Origin of the sequence: Halolactibacillus halophilus (assembly GCF_900115605.1) — a bacterium.
GTDB lineage: Bacteria > Bacillota > Bacilli > Bacillales > Amphibacillaceae > Halolactibacillus > Halolactibacillus halophilus.
Map to the genome: position 1 here is coordinate 67,268 of NZ_FOXC01000002.1, position 20,341 is coordinate 87,608.

Below are 20,341 nucleotides of genomic sequence, written 5' to 3' on the forward strand. Positions count from 1 at the left end.
ATTGTGCAACAAATAATGCGCAGTTAATGACTACTGAGATTAAACTATCTCTACCTAGCATTCTCATGAATCTTTGAGTAAGGTGTCTTCTCGCTCTAAAACAATAAATCTGTTACCTTTACTATATACGATGATTGCAATTAAACCAGCAAAAAAGCGAATCGATTGATTCGCTTTAATGTTATAACCAAGATTTATCCGTTAATTCAAATGCTTCATGTAAGGCATTGACTGCTTCTCTCACATCATCTTCTTTTACAAGAACCCAGATTGTCGTATGACTATCAGCTGATTGTAAGATTTCAATTTCTTTCTCTCTTAAACTCCGAACAATCCGCGCTGTTACACCTGGTACACCCGTCATACCCGCTCCAACGACGCTAACTTTTGCGCAGTTTAGTGTTTTTACGGGATGATAACCAAGTGTTTGAATAATATCAATCGCTTTATCACTAAGGATATCAGGTACAGTAAACCTTAGCCCACCCGGAAACATATTAATAAAGTCGACCGAAATACCGGCATCAGCCAAAGCGCCAAAAACATCCGCATGAAGCATTTCAAAATCCGAGTTGGTTTCTATTTTAATTTGTGCAATACCAGTGATCTGTGCAATACCGGTGATAAGCCGGTCAGTAATATCACGCCCGAGCGTCTGATTAATCGCACCGGTAACAAGGGTACCGACATTTGTCGTTTGTGTCGAACGCACGCGTAACGGCACTTTCCCTTGCATCGCAATTTCCACCGCGCGAGGGTGGACAACCTTCGCCCCTTGATAGGCTAAGTTGACAATTTCGTTATAAGTCACAACATCAAGTGTTCGTGCACCCGGTACGAGGCGGGGATCGGCTGTTTTAATGCCGTCTACATCGGTAAAGATATCGACATAGTCAGCATTTAAACTTGCCCCAAGCGCGGCAGCTGACGTATCACTGCCACCTCGGCCAAGTGTTGTTATATCTCCCTCTCTCGTCTGACCTTGAAAACCAGTCACGACAACAACATCAACAGATTCTAACTCCTCTACTAAGCGAGTTGTATCCATTTCGACAATTTTAGCTTGTGTAAAGTCATCGGTTGTAATGAAGCCTGCTTGCACGCCCGTTAAGGTTGTCGCTGTTAGGCCTGATTTTTTCAACTGATTAGAGAAGACGACCGCTGATAGTACTTCTCCGCATGATAGTAGTAAATCATACTCTCGATTTGAAATTGCATGGTTAGGGTAATCAACCAATGTTAATAATGCATCCGTCGCATAAGGGTCAGGAAGTCGCCCCATCGCCGAAACAACGACAACAACTTTGTATCCATCCTCTTTAGCTGCTTGAATATGCTTAATTGCTTGTATTCGGGTTGATTCATCTCTAACAGATGTTCCACCAAATTTTTGAACAACGATTTTCATAGGACACCTCTAATTTATAACCAATTATTTTTGACGAGTGATTCTGCAATTTGAACAGAATTCCACGCCGCTCCTTTTAATAGGTTATCAGAAACAATCCACATATGATAGCCATTTTCTTGATTTAAATCTTTTCTGATTCTTCCAACAAATACATCCGGTAAACCCGCGGCTGAAAGCGGCGTTGGGTAAAGCTGCTCTTCTGGCTGATCCTGTAGTGTCAGTCCATCACTTGAGGCAAGCAATGTTTTAACCTCTTCAACTGAAGGTGTTGCATCTAGCTCCACATAGACACTCTCAGCGTGTGAAGTAAATACCGGCAATCTGACACATGTCGCAGCGACATTAATGGTATCGTCATGCATGATTTTTTTCGTTTCATTGATCATTTTCATTTCTTCAAATGTATAGCCATTCTCTGTAAAGACATCAATTTGTGGTAAGGCATTAAAAGCAATCGGATAATGTTTATCTTCGCCTTTTACCGGCAATAATTCAGCTTTCATATCATCACCGTTTAAAAAGTCTTCAGCTTGAGTTTTGAGTTCTTCAATCGCTTCTGCCCCTGAGCCTGATACAGCTTGATACGTTGATACAATGATACGCTTTAAGCCATACTTTGCTTTAAGCGGCTGCAGTGCTGCTACCATTTGAATTGTCGAACAGTTCGGGTTCGCAATGATACCTTGATGTTCTTTAATGTCTGTTTCATTGACTTCAGGTACGACTAGTGGTACCCCTTCATCCATTCTAAAGGCGCTTGTGTTATCAACAACAACTGCACCACGTTTAACTGCTTCTGGGGCAAACTTTTTTGAAACGCCGCCCCCAGCTGAAAATAACGCAATATCAATATCTTCAAATGATTCTGGTGTTGCTTCTTCAACCGTATACGTTTGATTATTATACGTTAACGTCTTACCAGCCGAGCGCTTTGACGATAACAGTTTTAATTCATTGATGGGGAATTTGCGTTTTGCTAAAGTTTCTAACATCTTTTGACCAACGGCGCCCGTTGCACCAACGATAGCGACATTATACGTTTGTTGATTTGACATAATTCACTCTCTCCCTTGCAAGCTAGTTCAATTTTAATCTCTATTTTAACATACATCCTTTAGTGAATCATATAGATTTTTGATATTTGTGAAAATTAAATCTTTTACTAATCTTAACGAAAGATAGCCAGAAATTATATATTCGTTCATGCCTACGCTAATGTTGGCGGTCGTTTAAGAAAATCTCACCTACCACCATATTCTATTTAGCAGTTACACCTGTTTATAAAACTTAGGCAAGAAGGTTCCTTGAAACCCGTTAGCATTTAAGTGGCGGGTAATTGACTATTTAAAAATATAATGTCAGCGTTATGCACAACAATAAATAGCCTTATCAAAAGCATCTTCTGGAATATATATAATCCCATCTTTAATTTTATAAGGTATGTTATTATCTTCTAACAACTCTGTAGCATTACTTTCTTTTAATAACTCTCCCCACTCTGCATAATCCCCAGTATATTCTTTTTTATAATCCAAAAATAGTAAAAATACAATTAAGAAGGCTAAAAAAATTAAACCGAATTTTTTTAAGAAATTAACAATCATCAACTTCAACCTCCATTTCATAATCCAACGTGATCTTTACAAAGAACTTTAATAACCGTTGCCCGAACACGGGAAACGGTTATTAACTGTACTCGAAAACCCCTCGCTCACGCCATTAATTGTATGATGATGTATATATGTAACTAATGCTGGTTTCTACATTCAGACAGAAGCAACACTAAATATTATACAACCTATTATATAACCCAAAAGAACAGAAGTCATTAGACTTCTGTTCTAAATTGACTGATCAACTCAGTTTATTTATTGTTTTTTTCTTGTTCTTCTAAAAGCACGGCTTTGCGTGATAAGTTCACACGGCCTTGACGATCGATTTCTTTAACCTTAACCATAATTTGATCGCCCTCTTTTACAACATCTTCTACATTGTTTGTCCGTTCAATTTGCAGTTCAGAAATGTGAATCAGACCATCTTTACCTTTGAAAATTTCAGCAAAAGCACCGAATTTCTCAATACGTTTAACGGTCGCAAGGTACATTTCACCCACTTCAACTTCACGTACAATATCTTCAATAAGTTTTTTAGCTTTTTCATTCATCGCTTGATCTGTTGAAGCAATAAAGACTTTACCATCTTGTTCGATATCAATCTTCACGCCTGTTTCATCGATGATTTGGTTGATTTGCTTACCACTTGGCCCAATGACGTCACGAATTTTCTCAGGTTTAATGTGCATCGTCATAATTTTAGGCGCATACTCAGATAGCTCTGATTTTGGCTCATTAATAACTTCTAACATGTGTGACAGGATATGCATCCGGCCAATTTTAGCTTGTTCTAGAGCTTCTTTTAAGATATCACGGCTTAGGCCATCAATCTTAATATCCATTTGAAGTGCGGTCACGCCTTTAGCTGTACCCGCTACTTTAAAGTCCATATCGCCTAGGAAATCTTCCATTCCCTGAATATCACTAAGGACGGTGTAATCGTCTCCTTGTTTCACAAGGCCCATCGCAATACCAGCAACAGGTGCTTTAATCGGAACACCTGCATCCATCATCGCAAGCGTTGAAGCACAAATTGATGCTTGTGATGTTGAACCATTTGATTCAAGTACTTCTGATACTAGTCGAATCGTGTACGGGAAGTCTTCTTCACCAGGAATAACTTTTTCTAAAGCACGTTCACCTAACGCTCCGTGACCAATTTCACGACGACCAGGTCCACGGATTGGACCCGTTTCCCCAACACTAAATAACGGGAAATTATAGTGGTGCATAAAGCGTTTAGATTCCTCTAAGTCTAAGCCATCAAGAATTTGTACATCTCCCAATGCGCCTAGTGTACAAACACTCAACGCTTGTGTTTGACCACGAGTAAATAGTCCTGAACCATGTGTACGTGGTAAGAGCTTCACACGAGATGATAACGGGCGGATTTCTTCTGGGCGACGACCATCTGGACGGATTTTTTCTTGTGTAATAAGTCGACGTACTTCGTCTTTAACCATTTTATCTAAAATAGCTTTTACTTTTTTAATTGTTTCGTCATCAGCTTCATTTGCTTCAAAAGATTCAACAATCGCAGTTTTCACCGCTTGGATTGCTTCTTCACGCGCATGTTTTTCCATCACTTGAATTGCTTCATTTAATTTTGGACGTGCCGTTTCATTTAATTCAGCAAGCAGTACTTCATCTAAATTAAATAATTTAACATCCATCTTTTCTTTACCCATTGCCTCATATATTTCCTCTTGGAAAGCAACAAGGCGTTTGATTTCTTCATGACCAAACATGATTGCTTCTAGCATTACTTCTTCTGGTACTTCATCCGCACCAGCTTCAACCATATTAATGGCATCTTTCGTACCAGCAACGGTTAAATCAATGTCACTTTTTTCGCGCTGTTCAACTGTAGGATTGATGACAAATTCGCCATCAACACGACCAACAATCACGCCAGCAATCGGTCCAGCAAACGGAATGTCCGACACACCTAAAGCAATTGATGAACCAATCATCGCTGCAATATCTGAAGGCGCATCTTGGTCTACACTCATCACCATACTGATGACTTGCACATCATTACGATAACCATCTGGGAATAGCGGACGAATCGGACGGTCAATCAGACGTGATGTTAAAATAGCCCGTTCACTCGGACGACCTTCACGTTTAATGAAACCACCTGGGATTTTACCTACTGCGTATAAACGCTCTTCATAGTTTACCGTTAGCGGGAAAAATGGTAAGTCTTTTGGTTCACTTGAACCTGTTGCTGTCGCTAACACAGAAGTGTCACCGTAGTGTACCATACAAGCACCATTGGCTTGCTTAGCTAGTTCGCCGACTTCAACAACAAAAGGTTTGCCTGCGATTTCTGTTTTGAATACTTGTTTGTTTGTCATATAAAAACCCTCTCTTTTCTTAAGTATGACCACTCACCGGGGTTTAAAACAATCCTATTGCATCTGGTTTTCATCTTGCTCCATCCTGATCAAAAATTACAGTAACCTATAACCTTTGATCAGAATCGAGCGCAAGGTTTGTTATGTATTAAACTGGGTCGTGATCAATCTTTTTATACATATAGAAAAAGCGGGAAAAATTCCCGCTTTTTTACTTTTATCGACGTAAACCTAATTTTTCAATTAGTTGACGGTAACGTGTAACGTCTTTGTTACGTAGATAAGTTAATAAGTTACGACGTTTCCCAACCATTTTCAATAGTCCACGACGTGAGTGGTGATCCTTTTTGTGTGTACGTAAGTGATCGTTTAAGCTATTGATGTCTGCAGTTAGGACAGCGATTTGGACCTCTGGAGATCCCGTATCGTTTTCGTGTGTTTTGAACTCATTAATTAGTTCATTTTTACGTTCTTGTGTGATTGCCATCCTGTTCACCTCCTATTACTTCTTATTTAAAAACCCCAATCCCCTAGCAAACGTTGGAGTTATCGTGTTGCCAAGTGGATGGTTTCCGTTAACTAGATTAACCTTTTTCAATGGAAATTGCAAGTGTTAGCCCTTATTTTTTAAAATTATTTGTCGAATTGTTCGTTCATCTTGCTCAATTTGGGCAATAAGAGGCTCAATACTGTCAAACTTTAATTCTTCTCTTACGTACTGTTGCCATTCAACTTCAATGCCTTTGCCGTATAAGTCATCGGAAAAGTTTAAGAAATGCACTTCCAGCTTAACCTGTTCTTTTGAATCTTGAAACGTTGGGTTATAGCCAAGGTTTGCCATCCCGTCAATTTTTTGGCCATTGATCACGGCAGTAACATAATAAACACCCGTTTTAGGTAGTGCTTGTGATTCATAGACAGCTAAATTCGCCGTCGGATAACCAATTGTCCGGCCACGTTTATGGCCGTGTACCACCGTTCCACTTGTTTTAAGCGGTCGAGTCAATAAGTGTTTCGCCTCATCAACACGACCCTCCTTTAGTAATTCGCGAATCCGTGTCGAGGAGACCTTCTCTGTCTGATCGGTAAATTTATCAACAATGGTGACAGAAAAATGCCCTTCGGCATCATCGACAAGGGTATGAACATTCCCTTTCCCTTTATGACCATAACTGAAATCAAACCCACTGACGAGGTGTTTAATATTTAAATCAATAATAAACTGATTGATAAATGCTTTTGGCTTGAGCTTAGCTAGGTCTTTAGTAAACTCAACCACATACAAGAAATCAACGCCTAAGCCGTCAAAAATCGCAATCTTTTGTTCCATTGTGGTTAAATACTCTACAGCACCTGGTTGTTTCGCTAAAATTTCTTTTGGGTGGGGAGTAAAGGTCATCACCGCTAAAGCTAAGGCTTGATCATCGGCAATTCGTTTTGCTTCTTCAATCACGCGTTGATGTCCTAAATGCACACCATCAAAAAAACCAATGGCTAAAACGGTAGGTGTCTGTGGTTTATCTTGTGTTGCTGTTGATAATCGTATCACTTCCATAAAAAACTCTCCTCTACAGATTAAAACCTCGCAAAGACTTAATAATTGTCTCATCTTCCGGATGCGTTTGGTAAATGGCCAATAGCTCTCCGTCACGTTCCATTCGATAAGGGGTATCAATTAAAAACCCCTCCGGACGCGAAAGCTTTTGACCAAAGCCTATCCGTTTTTTCAATTCTTCATCTACTTCCCATACCGGTAAATGTAACAGTCCCGTTTGTAATGGGTGTAAAATCGTATGTAATGCCTGTTGGTCTTTTAATTGCTCGAGTTCTTCTAGAGTTACCGCTTCAGCTAAGGCAAACGCGGCTGTCCGGGTGCGAATAAGATGTGACATATGAGCGGGGTACCCTAGCGCTTTACCAAGGTCGACACATAGCGTTCGGATATATGTCCCTTTAGAAACTGTCGCCTCAAATGAGAACTTGACAACGTCTGCTTCTTTTCTCAAAGTGCCTGGTGTTAATTTTAGTTGTTTAACGTTGATTTGACGTTCAGGCCGCTCAACTGGGATCTTTTGTCTTGCATACTCGTATAACTTTTTTCCGTTCACTTTTACCGCTGAATAAAGTGGTGTTTTTTGTGTACTTTCACCTAAAAACTGCTGTAACACACGCTCGATTTCTCTTTCGTCGATTATGTTTTGTAAGGGTATGCTTTCTAATACCTCACCCGTTTGGTCTTCAGTTTCTGTCGAAATACCTAACGTGATCTCAGCTTGATATGTTTTATCTGTGTCTGTTAAATAAGGCACAACCTTAGTTGCCTCTCCAATACAAATCGGTAACACACCATGTACTGCTGGGTCAAGTGTTCCTGTGTGTCCGACTTTTTTTGTATTAAAAATCCGACGCAATATCATCACACAATCATGGCTTGTATAACCAATTGGTTTATTTAAATTTACGATACCATCTGTCATTAATTCCAACTCCTTAGGATAAAAAACAAACTAAAACCCTTGTCTATTGTAGCACAAGGGTTTTAGTTTTCGCTATCTTAATCATCCGATTCGTGTAAGTCGCGAATGAGTTTTTCAATCCGATTACCTGTTTCAATCGTATGGTCAATTTCAAAGAATAGCTCTGGCGTTTTTCTTAACCGAATTCGGTGACCAATTTCTGAACGTATAAAGCCCTTGGCTTTCGTTAGTCCCTTAAGGGTCGCTTCTTTCTCATCTTCACTACCAAGAATCGTTAGATAGATCGTCGCTTGCTGTAAGTCACCCGTCACTTCAACATCGGTGATGGTAACAAAGCCGACACGCGGGTCTTTAAGCTTGCGATTAAGAATATCACCTAATTCTTTTTTCATTTGTTCTGCTACACGATTTGCTCGCAGTTGACTCATATAAAGTCACCTCTTATATTCAAGTTTCTTTCTCTTTATTCATACCACTCACGGTCAATATTTAAACATTCAACGCGTGGGTCTCTGTCTAGTAATTGAATCGCTTGATCAATCACCCGTTCGCACGGTACGTGTGAATTAGCGACAGTGACAAGACCGAGCAACGTTCGCTGCCAAAGGTCTTGATGATCTAATTCACTGACACTGATATTGAGTCTCTTTAGTTGGTGAAGCAGTCGTTTTAATATATGACGCTTTTCTTTTAATGAATGCGCGTCATAGATTTTACAATCCACTTCAACATAAAGTAACATTAGCGCTTAATTTCTTGCATAACGAAGCATTCAAATACGTCGCCTTCTTTAATATCGTGGAAGTTTTTAAGCGTTACCCCACACTCGTAGTTGGTCGCTACTTCTTTAACATCGTCTTTAAAGCGCTTAAGGGTATCAATTTCACCTTCAAATACGACGACACCATCACGAATAACGCGGACACCGGCATCACGTGTGATTTTACCTTCTGTCACATAACTTCCGGCAATAGTACCGATTTTAGATACTTTGAACGTTTCACGAACTTCCGCTTGACCAATTACTTTTTCTTCAAATTCAGGATCAAGCATCCCTTGCATCGCTTGTTCAATTTCTTCAATCGCTTTGTAGATAATACGGTGTAAACGAACATCAACGTTTTCTGTTTCTGCCGCTTTTTTCGCATTATTGTCAGGACGGACATTAAAACCAATCACAATTGCATTGGAAGCTGACGCTAGAATGATATCTGATTCTGTAATGGCACCAGCACCTGTGTGAATGATGTTGATTTTCACACCTTCAACGTCAATCTTCATCAGTGAAGCAGCTAATGCCTCAGCTGAACCTTGAACATCCGCTTTAAGAATGATGTTTAAGTCTTTAATGTCACCTTGCTTAATCTTTTCAAATAAGTCTTCTAAACTTACTTTAGACTGTTCACCGCGACGTTCTTCCAATTGTTTTTGTTGACGTAATTCACCGATTTGACGCGCTGTTTTCTCGTCTTCAAACACAACAAAACGATCACCCGCTTGCGGAACATGATTTAAACCAGTGATTTCAACAGGCGTTGAAGGTCCCGCTTTCTTAATCCGCTTACCTAAATCACTTACCATTGCTCTCACACGACCAAACGTATTACCGACAACAATTGGGTCACCGACTTTTAACGTACCGTTTTGAACAAGTAGAGAAGCGACTGCACCGCGACCTTTATCGAGTTCTGCTTCGATCACCGTTCCATCAGCCCGGCGATTAGCATTGGCTTTTAGTTCTTCAACTTCTGCGACGAGAAGAATCATTTCTAACAATTCTTCAATACCTTCACCTTGAAGAGCTGACATCGGTACAAAAATCGTATCGCCACCCCAGTCCTCAGAAATAAGTTCATATTCTGTTAGTTCTTGCATCACACGGTCGGGGTTAGCCCCTTCTTTATCCATCTTGTTGACTGCAATAATGATTGGTACTTCTGCTGCTTTGGCATGATTAATGGCTTCTACAGTTTGCGGCATAACGCCATCATCAGCTGCAACAACTAAAATCGCAATATCAGTGACTTGTGCCCCGCGTGAACGCATACTAGTGAAAGCTGCGTGTCCTGGTGTATCAAGGAAAGTAATTTTCTTACCTGCATCCGTACGAATTTGGTAGGCCCCAATATGTTGGGTAATCCCACCCGCTTCACCTTCGGTTACACGTGTGTTGCGGATTGAATCGAGCAGCGTTGTTTTACCGTGGTCAACGTGTCCCATGATTGTCACAACCGGTGGGCGTTCTTTGAGTTTTTTCTCATCATCTGCTTCAATGTACTGAATTAAATCAGATTTTTCAACTTCCGCTTCTTTCTTAACAGTTACACCATACTCACCTGCAATACGTTCAACCGTATTTTCATCTAGATCTTGGTTTTTATTTGCCATCACACCTGCAGACATTAACTTTTTAATAATATCAGTAGCTGGCTTACCGAGTAAGTCACCTAATTCTGTCACATTTAGCGTACCTGTGTACATAACAGCATTTTCATCTTCTTCAACAGCTTCAGCTACGTCACCTGCTACTGTGTAATGAGTATTCAGTAATTCCACTTCATCATCTGTCATGGTTGACATATGATTTGTGACATCACTTCCTAATTCTTTAAGTGTATTAACAACATCTTTACTTGATAAATCGTGCATTTTGGCATATTCATAGACTCTTACTTTAGCCATACAGTCACCTCCGAGTTTTCTAATCGAGCAATGATAACATCTTTTTCGCAAAACCTTGATCGGTTATTGCTACAGCCACTCGCCGTGATTTGCCTACTGCTTGAGAAAGCAAAGCTTCTTCAACAAATGTAACACACGGCACACCGTAGTGAGCTGACTTATCTGTCAAACTCTTTTTTGTATTTACACCGATATCTAAAGCAAGCAAAACGAGTTTCGCTTCTTTTAATCGAATCGCTTTTAAAATTTGGTCTTCACCAAAAACAACCGCGCGTGCACGTGTAGCTAGACCTAATAAATTTAAGATTTTCTGATCATTGCTCAATGGGTTCACCTTTTACTACTTTCTTTAGTGCATTATATATAGATTGAAGGTCATTTGTTTGTAAATGACGCTCAAGAACATGATTTTTTTCTGCCTTTTCGATAATGGCTAAATCACTTGCGACATAATACCCCCGACCATTTTTCTTTCCAGACGGATCAACAAAGGTATCGCCGTTTTTTGTTTTAACAATGCGAATTAATTGATCTTTTTCAAACATCTCTTGTGAGACAAGACATTTTCTTAGTGGCGTTTTTCTGTTTTTCTTTGGCATCTAAAAACACCTCCTAGTTAAACAAATCGTCCATATCTTCAAATAAAGGGCTATGCTCTTCATTTGTTTCAATCACTGCTAAATCTTCATCAGAAACAATTCCTTGTTCTTTAGCATCTGATTCGCTCTTAATATCAATTTTCCATCCCGTTAACTTTGCCGCAAGACGTGCGTTTTGTCCGCGTTTACCAATCGCTAGGGATAATTGATTATCAGGAACAATCACGGTCGTTGCTTTATTTTCCTCATCGACAATGACTTTAGTCACTTTTGATGGGCTAAGGGCGTTGGATACATAAACAATAGGATCATCTGAATATTCAACGATATCAATCTTTTCACCTTTTAACTCATCAACAACTGTCTGCACACGTTGTCCACGTTGTCCAACACATGAACCGACCGGGTCAACCTCTTCATCAGTTGCGTAGACAGAAATCTTTGAACGATCCCCTGCTTCACGCGCAACAGATTTAATTTCAACCGTACCATCATAAATTTCGGGCACTTCCGTTTCAAACAAACGCTTTAACAAGCCTGGATGTGTCCGTGACACATATACTTGCGGTCCCTTATTCGTATTTTCAACTTTTGTGACATAGACTTTAATTCGGTCATGAACACGGTATGTTTCTGTTGTCATGCGTTCAGATTCAGCTAATTTTGCCTCTACCTTACCCAAGTCAATATATACAAACCGAGGATCGACACGTTGAATGATTCCGTTCATAATATCGTCTTCACGCTCTTGGTATTCACTGAAAATCACACTACGTTCAGCTTCACGTACCCGTTGAGTCACGACTTGCTTAGCTGCTTGTGCCGCAATTCGACCAAAATCACGTGGTGTCACTTCAACTTCGACCACATCTTCAACCTCATAAGACGGATCAATTTCTTTCGCTTGATCAATTGAAATCTCTTCTTGTGGGTCAAAAACTTCTTCTACAATTTCCTTACGAGAAAAGACTTGCATCTTTCCTGTTTCTTCTTCCAATGCCACCCGGACATTACTTGCTGATTTAAAATTCTTTTTATATGCAGAGATGAGGGCCGCTTCAAGTGCCTCCATTAATAACTCTTTATCAATGCCTTTTTCTTTGCTTAAATAATTTAGGGCATCAAATAGCTCTTTACTCACGTTGTTTCCTCCTTTAGTTAAATGATACCGCTAATCGAGCTTTTGCTATTTTCTTATACGGTACGTCTAATGTTTTTTTACGGGTTTTATCTTTATATTCAATCGTTACGATATCCTCATCAGATAAACCAACAAGATCGCCTTCAATCGCTTTAAAACCACCAATGAGTTCGTAAAACTTTAAATAGACGTGGTGGTTCATGAACTTTTGGAAGTCTTCCCGTTTTTTTAGTGGACGTTCAGCACCTGGTGATGATACTTCTAAATAATAAGGGTCTTTAACTGGATCATCTTCATCAAGCGCTTCACTTAATCGCTCAGATACAAGACCACATTCCTCAATATCGACGCCACCCTCTTTGTCAATGAACACGCGCAGGTAAAAGCTTTTGCCTTCTTTAACGTATTCAATGTCCACAAGTTCTAAACCTAAATCAGCCAAAATGGGTTCTACTAAGTTCTTCGTTGTTTCTGTTACACTCACTTATTTCGCCTCCTTCAAAATGGTACAGCTGTCAGTTTAAACGCAGTTTTTTACAATGTTAAATCCCTTGCCGTAAGACAAGGGATCGACGTGTACAACATTTAGCTACATGACCATAAAGCAGTAAAAAGTGCCACACACTCTTCGTTCACGACCATTAAAATCTACAACAATCATAGCACAACTTTCAGTTAAATTCAAGTTGAGAAGTATAAAGAAAGGGAAGGGTTAGAAAAGTGATAATTGATTTTTTTCTTCCATTCCATTCAGGCAGCCTTGTTGATCTAAATATTCAAGTACCGTTTTTGAGATGCGGCTTCGCTCACGTAGGTCTTCTTTAGATAAAAATTCCCCGTCCTCGCGTGCTTTCACGATATTAAGGGCTGCATTAGTTCCCAAACCATCAATTGAATTAAATGGTGGGAGCAGTCCGTCTCCATCAACGATAAAGTCTGTGGCACTCGATTTATATAAATCTACTTTCTTAAAGTGGAAACCACGCATGTTCATCTCAAGCGCGAGCTCTAAGACAACAACCAAACTCTTCTCTTTTGGTTGAGCATCGTTTCCTTTTTGATAGATTTCTTTAATACGATTGCGAATCGCTGTTTCACCTTTAATCATCGTATCAATTTCAAAATCACTTGCCCGCACAGTAAAGTATGCGGCATAAAATAATATCGGGTGATGGACTTTAAAGTAAGCGATGCGGATGGCCATCAAAACATAAGCTGAGGCGTGCGCTTTTGGAAACATATATTTAATCTTACGACAAGAATCAATATACCAATCAGGCACATCATTTTTTTTCATTTCAACGACCCATTCATCTTTGACCCCTTTACCTTTACGGACTGATTCCATAATAGTAAAGGCCAAGGATGCATCAAGTCCTTTGTGCATCAAATACACCATAATGTCATCACGACAACCAATCACTTCAGGCAATTGACAGATTCCTTTATTAATGAGCTCTTGGGCATTGCCTAGCCATACATCGGTTCCGTGTGAAAGGCCAGATATAATAACTAACTCAGCAAAGGTGCTTGGTTTGGTGTCCTCTAACATTTGACGAACGAATTTTGTTCCAAATTCAGGCACACCTAATGTACCCGTTTCGCACATGATTTCCTCGGCGGTAACACCTAAGACATCAGGTGAACCAAAAATTTTCATCACCGCATCATCATCGGTTGGAATCTCTTGCGGGTCCATCCCCGATAAATCTTGTAGCATCCGAATCATTGTCGGATCATCGTGTCCAAGTATATCAAGTTTCAATAAGTTATCATGGATGGAGTGGAAATCAAAGTGTGTCGTTTTCCATTCCGACGTCCGGTCATCGGCCGGAAATTGAATCGGTGAAAAATCATAAATATCCATGTAGTCAGGGACAACAATAATCCCGCCAGGGTGCTGACCTGTTGTCCGCTTAACACCGGTACATCCTTGAACAAGTCGGTCAACTTCCGCATTTTTAATAAACATCCCATTATCAGACGCATAACCTTTCACATAACCATAAGCTGTTTTTTCGGCAACCGTCCCAATGGTTCCCGCTCGGTAAACGTTATCTTCTCCAAACAACACTTTCGTGTAGTTGTGCGCAACAGGCTGATAGGCGCCGGAAAAATTTAAATCAATATCCGGAACCTTATCTCCTTTGAATCCTAAAAACGTTTCAAATGGAATATCTTGACCGTCTTTTTTATAAGGCGTCCCACATTCGGTACAGTCCTTATCCGGCAAATCAAACCCACTGCCGTACTCACCACTTGTAAAGAAATGATGATGACGACACTTTGGACACACATAATGTGGTGGTAATGGGTTAACCTCAGTGATTTCAGTGAATGTCGCAATCAGTGACGATCCAACTGACCCCCGTGACCCAACAAGATAACCATCATCGAGAGATTTTTTTACGAGTTTATGCGAAATCAAATAAATAACTGCAAACCCGTGTCCGATGATACTCTTTAACTCTTTCTCCATCCGGTTTACGACAAGATCTGGCAACTCATTTCCATATAAATTATGTGCAAAACTATAACTCATATCACGAATCTCTTGATCGGCTCCGTCAATCTTTGGTGTATAAAGCTCATCTTTAACAGGCGTCACGTATTCAATCAGATCACTGATCTTATGCGTGTTGGTCACAACAATTTCTTTAGCTTTATCCTCACCTAAAAACTGAAAAGCTTCCATCATCTCATCTGTTGTTCTAAAATGCGCATCCGGTAAGGGCTGGCGGCTCAGTGGATTAGCATTTTGTGACTTAATAAGAATTTGACGATAAATTTTATCTCGCTCTTCAATATGGTGAACATTTCCCGTTGCTACACATGGTTTACCTAACTCATCAGCTAACTCCGTAATATTTCGGATTATATCATAGAGCTGAGCTTCATTTTGAATCAGTTCTCGTGTAATGAGCGGATAATAATTAGCTGGCGGGTGCACTTCAATATAATCATAAAATTCTGCTACTCGAAGGGCCTCGTCTTTTGATTTTTGCATCATTGTTTCAAAGACTTCGCCTTTGTCACAGGCAGAACCAATTAAAATACCTTCACGTAATTGCGTCAGCTTTGAACGCGGGACCCGCGGGACATAATGGAAATAGTCAATGTGGGCCATGGAAATGATTTTAAACATATTTTTTAATCCGACTTGATTTTTAGCTAGCAAAATCGCATGATGTGGTCTTGCGCGCTGATAACTGTTGCCTTCACCCATATGATCGTTAAACTGATTATGGTTAAAGATTTCGCGTTCTTCCGACTCTTTAATTAGTTTCCATAACAAATATGCTGTTGCTTCTGTGTCATAAATTGCTCGGTGATGTTGGGTGAGTTCAATATTATAATATTTACATAAGACATTTAATCGATGACTTTTGAGTTGCGGTAAAATAAATCGACCCAGCTCAAGGGTGTCAATCACAGGATTCGTTGCTTCTGGAAGCCCCGCTTTCTTATATCCTTGGTTAATGAACCCCATATCAAAACTGGCGTTATGAGCAACTAAAATGTCGTTACCCATAAAGTCTTTAAATTCTTTTAATACCTCTTCTACTTCAGGAGCATCAACTAACATATCATCGGTAATACCCGTCAAATTGATAATTGTCTCAGACAATGGCTGATGAGGATTACTGAATCGTTCAAATCGTTCAATGATTTCGCCATCTCTTACTTTCACCGCAGCAAGTTCGATAATCGTATCATAAACAGCAGATAACCCGGTCGTCTCCACATCAAATACGACATAAGTAGCATTCTCCAAAACAATGTCTTCCGGGTTATAAGCAATCGGCACCCCGTCATCAACTAAGTTGATTTCAACCCCATACATCATTTTAATGCCTAATTGTTGGGCTTTGCCGTGAGCATCCGGAAAACCTTGGGCACCGGCGTGATCGGTTATAGCTACTGCCTTATGTCCCCATTTTGCCGCTTGCTCCACAAGCTCGGCCGGCGTGAGAACCGCATCCATTTGCGACATCGTTGTGTGTGCGTGGAGTTCAATTCGCTTCTCATTTTCTGGGTAGGAATCTTCTCGTGTTGCTACTTTTATTTCATTTAGATCGTTCATCATCATAGTTAACTCATTACTAAATGTATCTGTTTGAATCGTTCCACGTACTTTCACCCACATCCCTTTTTTGACACGAGCAAGTCGTTCTTTATCCCGGTCATCACGAGAGAACATCTTGACACTAAAGGAGTCGGTATAATCCGTAATTTTAGCAATCAATAAATGGCGGCCGGATTTAAGTTCTCTAATTTCTGCATCAAACACATAACCTTCAAAGATTATACGCCGGTTTTCTTCGGTGATTGAATCCATCGATACCGCTTCTTCTTTGATAGGGTAACCGATCACAAGCGTTTCATTTTTATTTGGATCATCCATTTTTACTTTTTGTTGTTTTTGTTGGTCTTCAATCGCTTTTTTTACCATCAATTTATCTTCTAAGGCTTTTTGTTCCTGAAACTTTTGAATATCTTCCGTTTTCACTTCTGTTTCACATTCGACTTTCCAAGTGGGTAAGCCATATTTTAAGCAGTAACGACGAAAGGATTCGTTAAAACGATTTTTAAGCACAACACTTTCCGTTTCATTGCGTGCTTTTAAATATAATTTTTGATCTTTTACCAGTGGCAATTGTTGTTCAATCCAATCACGATAAGCCGGCGAGAGTACTGCACTTGATTCCAAAAAGTCACGCCAATAATATTGCATCAACTCTCCATCAACTGATTGTTCCTGGGATTGAATTGTAAAATCTATCGTCGCGACCGATTGAAACGTTTGCTGTAGTTTCATTCGCAATTGTTTAAATATTTGAATCGGTAATACTTGGGGCAATTCAAAATGAAAGACCCACTGCTTTTGTTTTTTGTAGACATCTAATTTCAAAAGCTGTGCCCCTTGAAAATAAGCAAATCGATCAGCTTCTTCAAACTGTAGTTGGTCGAGTAAAATCGTCATCTTTTCAATTGGTGACGTTTTCATGACAGCCCTCCTCACTGTTAGTAACGGAAAACCCTTGTTAATTAACAAGGGTTTTCCACTACTTATATTGTCTTAACATATGCCATCAATTGTTCTAATGACATCTCTTGTTTTTCATCATCTGTGCGTTCTTTCACTTCCACAATGCCCTCAGTCGCTTTCTTACCAACAGTAATACGAACGGGTAAACCGATTAAATCACTCTCAGCAAACTTAACACCTGCTCGTTCCTTACGGTCATCGTATAAAACAGCTACACCCGCATCACGTAATTGTTGATATAAAGTATCACCAAGCGCTGATTGTTCCGCATTCTTACTGTTAACCACAACGAGGTGAGCAGTGAATGGCGCCACTTGTTTTGGCCAAACAATTCCCGCATCATCATGATGCTGTTCAACAATAGCCGCAAGCGTACGAGAGACGCCAATACCGTAGCAACCCATTGTTAGTGTTTCACTGCGTCCTTGGTCATTTAAGACTTCTGCTCCTAATTCTTTCGCATAAAATTGACCTAACTTAAATACCTGACCAATTTCGATTCCCTCTGCGAAAGCAATCACACCTTTACCATCTGGTGATTTGTCACCTACTTGGATAAAACGAATATCCTCATACGTAAACGTTCCAAAATCACGGGCTGGATTAACATTCACATAATGATAACCGTCTTCATTTGCACCACACGTGACATTAGCGACACTCTTAACTGCTAAGTCACAAATCACTTGAATCTCTTCATTGACAGCAATCGGACCGAGTGAACCGAAATCAGCCCCTAATTGTTCGCGCGCTTCTATTTCAGAAGCCATTTCGACAGTTTCGGCTTGTAAGATATGTTTAAGCTTGATATCATTCACATCATGGTCACCACGTGTTACAACTAGCACGTATTGTTCATCTGCTTTAAACAGTAACGTCTTTAAGCCTTTTTCTAGTGGATGAGCTAAAAAGTCCGCCACTTCTTGCATTGTTTTTTGATTTGGTGTTGCCACCTTTTCAAGTGTTAAAGGTGTTTCAGTTGCTGGCGTATAATCATCATATACTTCTGCCATCTCAATATTCGCAGCATAATCTGATTCGGTTGAGTACGCAATCGTATCTTCACCGACTTCAGACAGTGCCATAAATTCATGGGTATCTTTACCACCCATCGCTCCAGAATCGGCAATAACCGCTCTAAAGTTTAAGCCTAATCGAGTGAAAATCCGGCTATAAGCATCATACATTGCTTGGTAACTTTCGTCTAAACTTTCATCTGTAAGATGAAACGAGTAAGCATCTTTCATAATAAATTCACGGCCTCTTAAAAGACCGAAACGTGGACGACGCTCATCACGGAACTTCGTTTGGATTTGATACAATGTTAATGGGAGTTGTTTATAACTTCTCACTTCGTCTCGTACAATACTGGTGACGACTTCTTCATGTGTTGGCCCAAGTACAAACGCACGATCATGACGGTCATTTAATCGCATAAGTTCAGGCCCCATCTTATCCCAGCGGCCAGATTCATGCCATAGTTCGGCTGATTGAAGCGCTGGCATCAACACTTCATTCCCACCAATTGCATCCATTTCTTCTCGAATGACTTTTTCTACTATGTTTAATACTTTCTTACCGAGTGGGAGAAACGTATACACACCTGAAAAATTTTGACGAATAAAACCGGCTCTAAGAAGTAACTGGTGACTCGTCACATCAGCATCAGCTGGTGTTTCTTTTAATGTTGGTATCAATGTTTGACTTTGTTTCATTCTTTATTCCACCTTCTTCAACGTAATCTTAGAAGAATAATCGTTGCAGATCATTCCACGTAACAATAATCATAAGTAACATCAGTAACGCAAATCCGACAAAATGGACCAATCCTTCTTTTTCTTGGGAGATTGGTTTACCACGCACAGCTTCAATACCAATGAACAGTAAACGACCCCCATCAAGAGCAGGAAGCGGTAGGAGATTAATAATCCCTAAATTGACACTAAGTGCCGCTGTCCAAGTTAAGAAACTATAAACACCAGACTGAACAACTTGATCGGTAACATCATATATACCAACAGGTCCAGACAAAGCATCAACAGTAAATTGTCCACTAATAAGCATCGCCACATTGGTAACAATTAATTTTGACCAGTAAAATGTTTCATTCAAACTATAAGGTATCGCCTTTAGCCACGATCGCTCGACACCACGCATCACGCCAATACGACCGACAGTTTGATCGTCTACTTGATAAGCTTCAGGTGTCATGTCTAGTAAAATTGCTTCATCACCGCGTTTAATCGTCAGTGATAAGGCTTCATTTGGCCGACTAGCTACATAGGTCTGAAAATCGATCCATGAGCTAATCGATTGTTTATCAATCTCAGTTATAACGTCTCCTTCGACTAGACCTGCCTCACTCGCTGGTGTATCAGGTAACACTTCCCCTACTTCTGCTTCTTCAATAGGAATTCCTTGAAGACCGGCAAGAAAGAAAAATAATACAGCCGTTAAGACAAAGTTCATAAACGGACCGGCAAACAATTGCAACGCTCGTTTTGTTTTTGATTTAGAACCAAATTGACGATTGTACGGGGCAATTTGTGTTTTCGTTTCATTCATGACATAATCCGCTGTTTCACTAACCGCGTAACGTACCGTCTCTTCTTCACCGATAAAGCTACCTTCGATAAATAAATCATGGGTCAAATCCGCTTGCCTTACTTCAATTACTTCTGCGAGCGGATAGTTTTCTTTGTGATTAATAATAATATCGGTGACTTTTTCATCTTGGTCAACTAACAAACCAATATGTTGACCCGGCTTCAATTCAATAATCTCTGGGTCTTCACCCGCAACTCGCACATAGCCACCCATTGGAAGAAGACGAATCGTATACAATGTTTCATTCTTTTTAAGTGAGAAAATTTTCGGTCCAAACCCAATAGCAAATTCTCTAACTAACATGCCTGTTTTTTTAGCAACAATAAAGTGGCCAAACTCATGAACAAACACAAGCAGACCAAACATTAAGATAAACGCTATGACAGTATTCATTCAAGTTG

16 protein-coding genes and 2 pseudogenes are annotated in these 20,341 nt (G+C 39.9%); all 18 read right to left on the minus strand.

The window, feature by feature from the left end; translation table 11 throughout:
• Nucleotides 1-181: 181 nt before the first annotated feature.
• The 18 genes and pseudogenes from dapG to rseP all read right to left on the minus strand — a co-directional run bounded on the left by dapG (nt 182) and on the right by rseP (nt 20,333).
• Entirely contained in the window at nt 182-1,408 is a 1,227-nt protein-coding gene (dapG, locus tag BM098_RS01470) for an aspartate kinase (RefSeq protein ID WP_089829651.1), read from the minus strand.
• 14 nt (nt 1,409-1,422) lie between these two features.
• Nucleotides 1,423-2,466: an aspartate-semialdehyde dehydrogenase gene (locus tag BM098_RS01475; RefSeq protein ID WP_089829653.1), complete on the minus strand. Its 1,044-nt coding sequence runs from the start codon at nt 2,464-2,466 to the stop codon at nt 1,423-1,425.
• Between the two features lie 309 nt (nt 2,467-2,775).
• Nucleotides 2,776-3,015, minus strand: a complete 240-nt coding sequence (locus tag BM098_RS01480; RefSeq protein ID WP_143423361.1) for a hypothetical protein — start codon at nt 3,013-3,015, stop codon at nt 2,776-2,778.
• 260 nt (nt 3,016-3,275) lie between these two features.
• Entirely contained in the window at nt 3,276-5,384 is a 2,109-nt protein-coding gene (gene pnp / locus BM098_RS01485) for a polyribonucleotide nucleotidyltransferase (RefSeq protein ID WP_089829655.1), read from the minus strand.
• Nucleotides 5,385-5,601: 217 nt separating this feature from the next.
• Complete coding sequence (rpsO, locus tag BM098_RS01490; protein ID WP_089829657.1) at nt 5,602-5,871, minus strand: 30S ribosomal protein S15; 270 nt, start codon at nt 5,869-5,871, stop codon at nt 5,602-5,604.
• A 126-nt stretch (nt 5,872-5,997) separates the two neighbouring features.
• A complete protein-coding gene (locus tag BM098_RS01495; RefSeq protein ID WP_089829659.1) occupies nt 5,998-6,939 on the minus strand; it encodes a bifunctional riboflavin kinase/FAD synthetase in 942 nt (313 codons plus the stop codon).
• Nucleotides 6,940-6,952: 13 nt separating this feature from the next.
• The gene (gene truB, locus BM098_RS01500; RefSeq protein ID WP_089829661.1) at nt 6,953-7,861 is read right to left on the minus strand and encodes a tRNA pseudouridine(55) synthase TruB; all 909 of its coding nucleotides are present in this window, start codon (nt 7,859-7,861) and stop codon (nt 6,953-6,955) included.
• Nucleotides 7,862-7,938: 77 nt separating this feature from the next.
• Complete coding sequence (rbfA, locus tag BM098_RS01505) at nt 7,939-8,289, minus strand: 30S ribosome-binding factor RbfA (protein ID WP_089829663.1); 351 nt, start codon at nt 8,287-8,289, stop codon at nt 7,939-7,941.
• A gap of 35 nt (nt 8,290-8,324) precedes the next feature.
• The gene (locus tag BM098_RS01510) at nt 8,325-8,603 is read right to left on the minus strand and encodes a DUF503 domain-containing protein (RefSeq protein WP_089829664.1); all 279 of its coding nucleotides are present in this window, start codon (nt 8,601-8,603) and stop codon (nt 8,325-8,327) included.
• Nucleotides 8,603-10,339 (minus strand): annotated as a pseudogene (gene infB, locus BM098_RS01515) (translation initiation factor IF-2); the annotation flags it as partial. The pseudogene infB and the gene BM098_RS01510, both read right to left, overlap by 1 nt.
• 63 nt (nt 10,340-10,402) lie before the next feature.
• A pseudogene (locus BM098_RS13950) lies at nt 10,403-10,543 on the minus strand (translation initiation factor IF-2 N-terminal domain-containing protein); the annotation flags it as partial.
• A 19-nt stretch (nt 10,544-10,562) separates the two neighbouring features.
• Nucleotides 10,563-10,868: a L7Ae/L30e/S12e/Gadd45 family ribosomal protein gene (locus BM098_RS01520; protein ID WP_089829668.1), complete on the minus strand. Its 306-nt coding sequence runs from the start codon at nt 10,866-10,868 to the stop codon at nt 10,563-10,565.
• Nucleotides 10,858-11,142, minus strand: coding sequence for an RNase P modulator RnpM (rnpM, locus tag BM098_RS01525; protein WP_089829670.1), 285 nt, complete (start codon nt 11,140-11,142; stop codon nt 10,858-10,860). The genes BM098_RS01520 and rnpM overlap by 11 nt, the downstream gene beginning before the upstream one ends.
• 13 nt (nt 11,143-11,155) lie before the next feature.
• Nucleotides 11,156-12,283 carry a transcription termination factor NusA gene (gene nusA, locus BM098_RS01530; RefSeq protein ID WP_089829672.1) on the minus strand — a complete coding sequence of 376 codons (1,128 nt, stop codon included), beginning with the start codon at nt 12,281-12,283 and terminating at the stop codon, nt 11,156-11,158.
• 13 nt (nt 12,284-12,296) lie between these two features.
• The gene (gene rimP / locus BM098_RS01535) at nt 12,297-12,767 is read right to left on the minus strand and encodes a ribosome maturation factor RimP (protein WP_089829674.1); all 471 of its coding nucleotides are present in this window, start codon (nt 12,765-12,767) and stop codon (nt 12,297-12,299) included.
• A gap of 228 nt (nt 12,768-12,995) precedes the next feature.
• Nucleotides 12,996-17,291, minus strand: coding sequence for a PolC-type DNA polymerase III (locus tag BM098_RS01540; RefSeq protein WP_089829675.1), 4,296 nt, complete (start codon nt 17,289-17,291; stop codon nt 12,996-12,998).
• Between the two features lie 62 nt (nt 17,292-17,353).
• On the minus strand, nt 17,354-19,048 hold the full coding sequence (locus BM098_RS01545) for a proline--tRNA ligase (RefSeq protein ID WP_089829677.1): 1,695 nt from the start codon (nt 19,046-19,048) through the stop codon (nt 17,354-17,356).
• Nucleotides 19,049-19,076: 28 nt separating this feature from the next.
• On the minus strand, nt 19,077-20,333 hold the full coding sequence (gene rseP / locus BM098_RS01550) for an RIP metalloprotease RseP (protein ID WP_089829679.1): 1,257 nt from the start codon (nt 20,331-20,333) through the stop codon (nt 19,077-19,079).
• Nucleotides 20,334-20,341 lie beyond the last annotated feature (8 nt).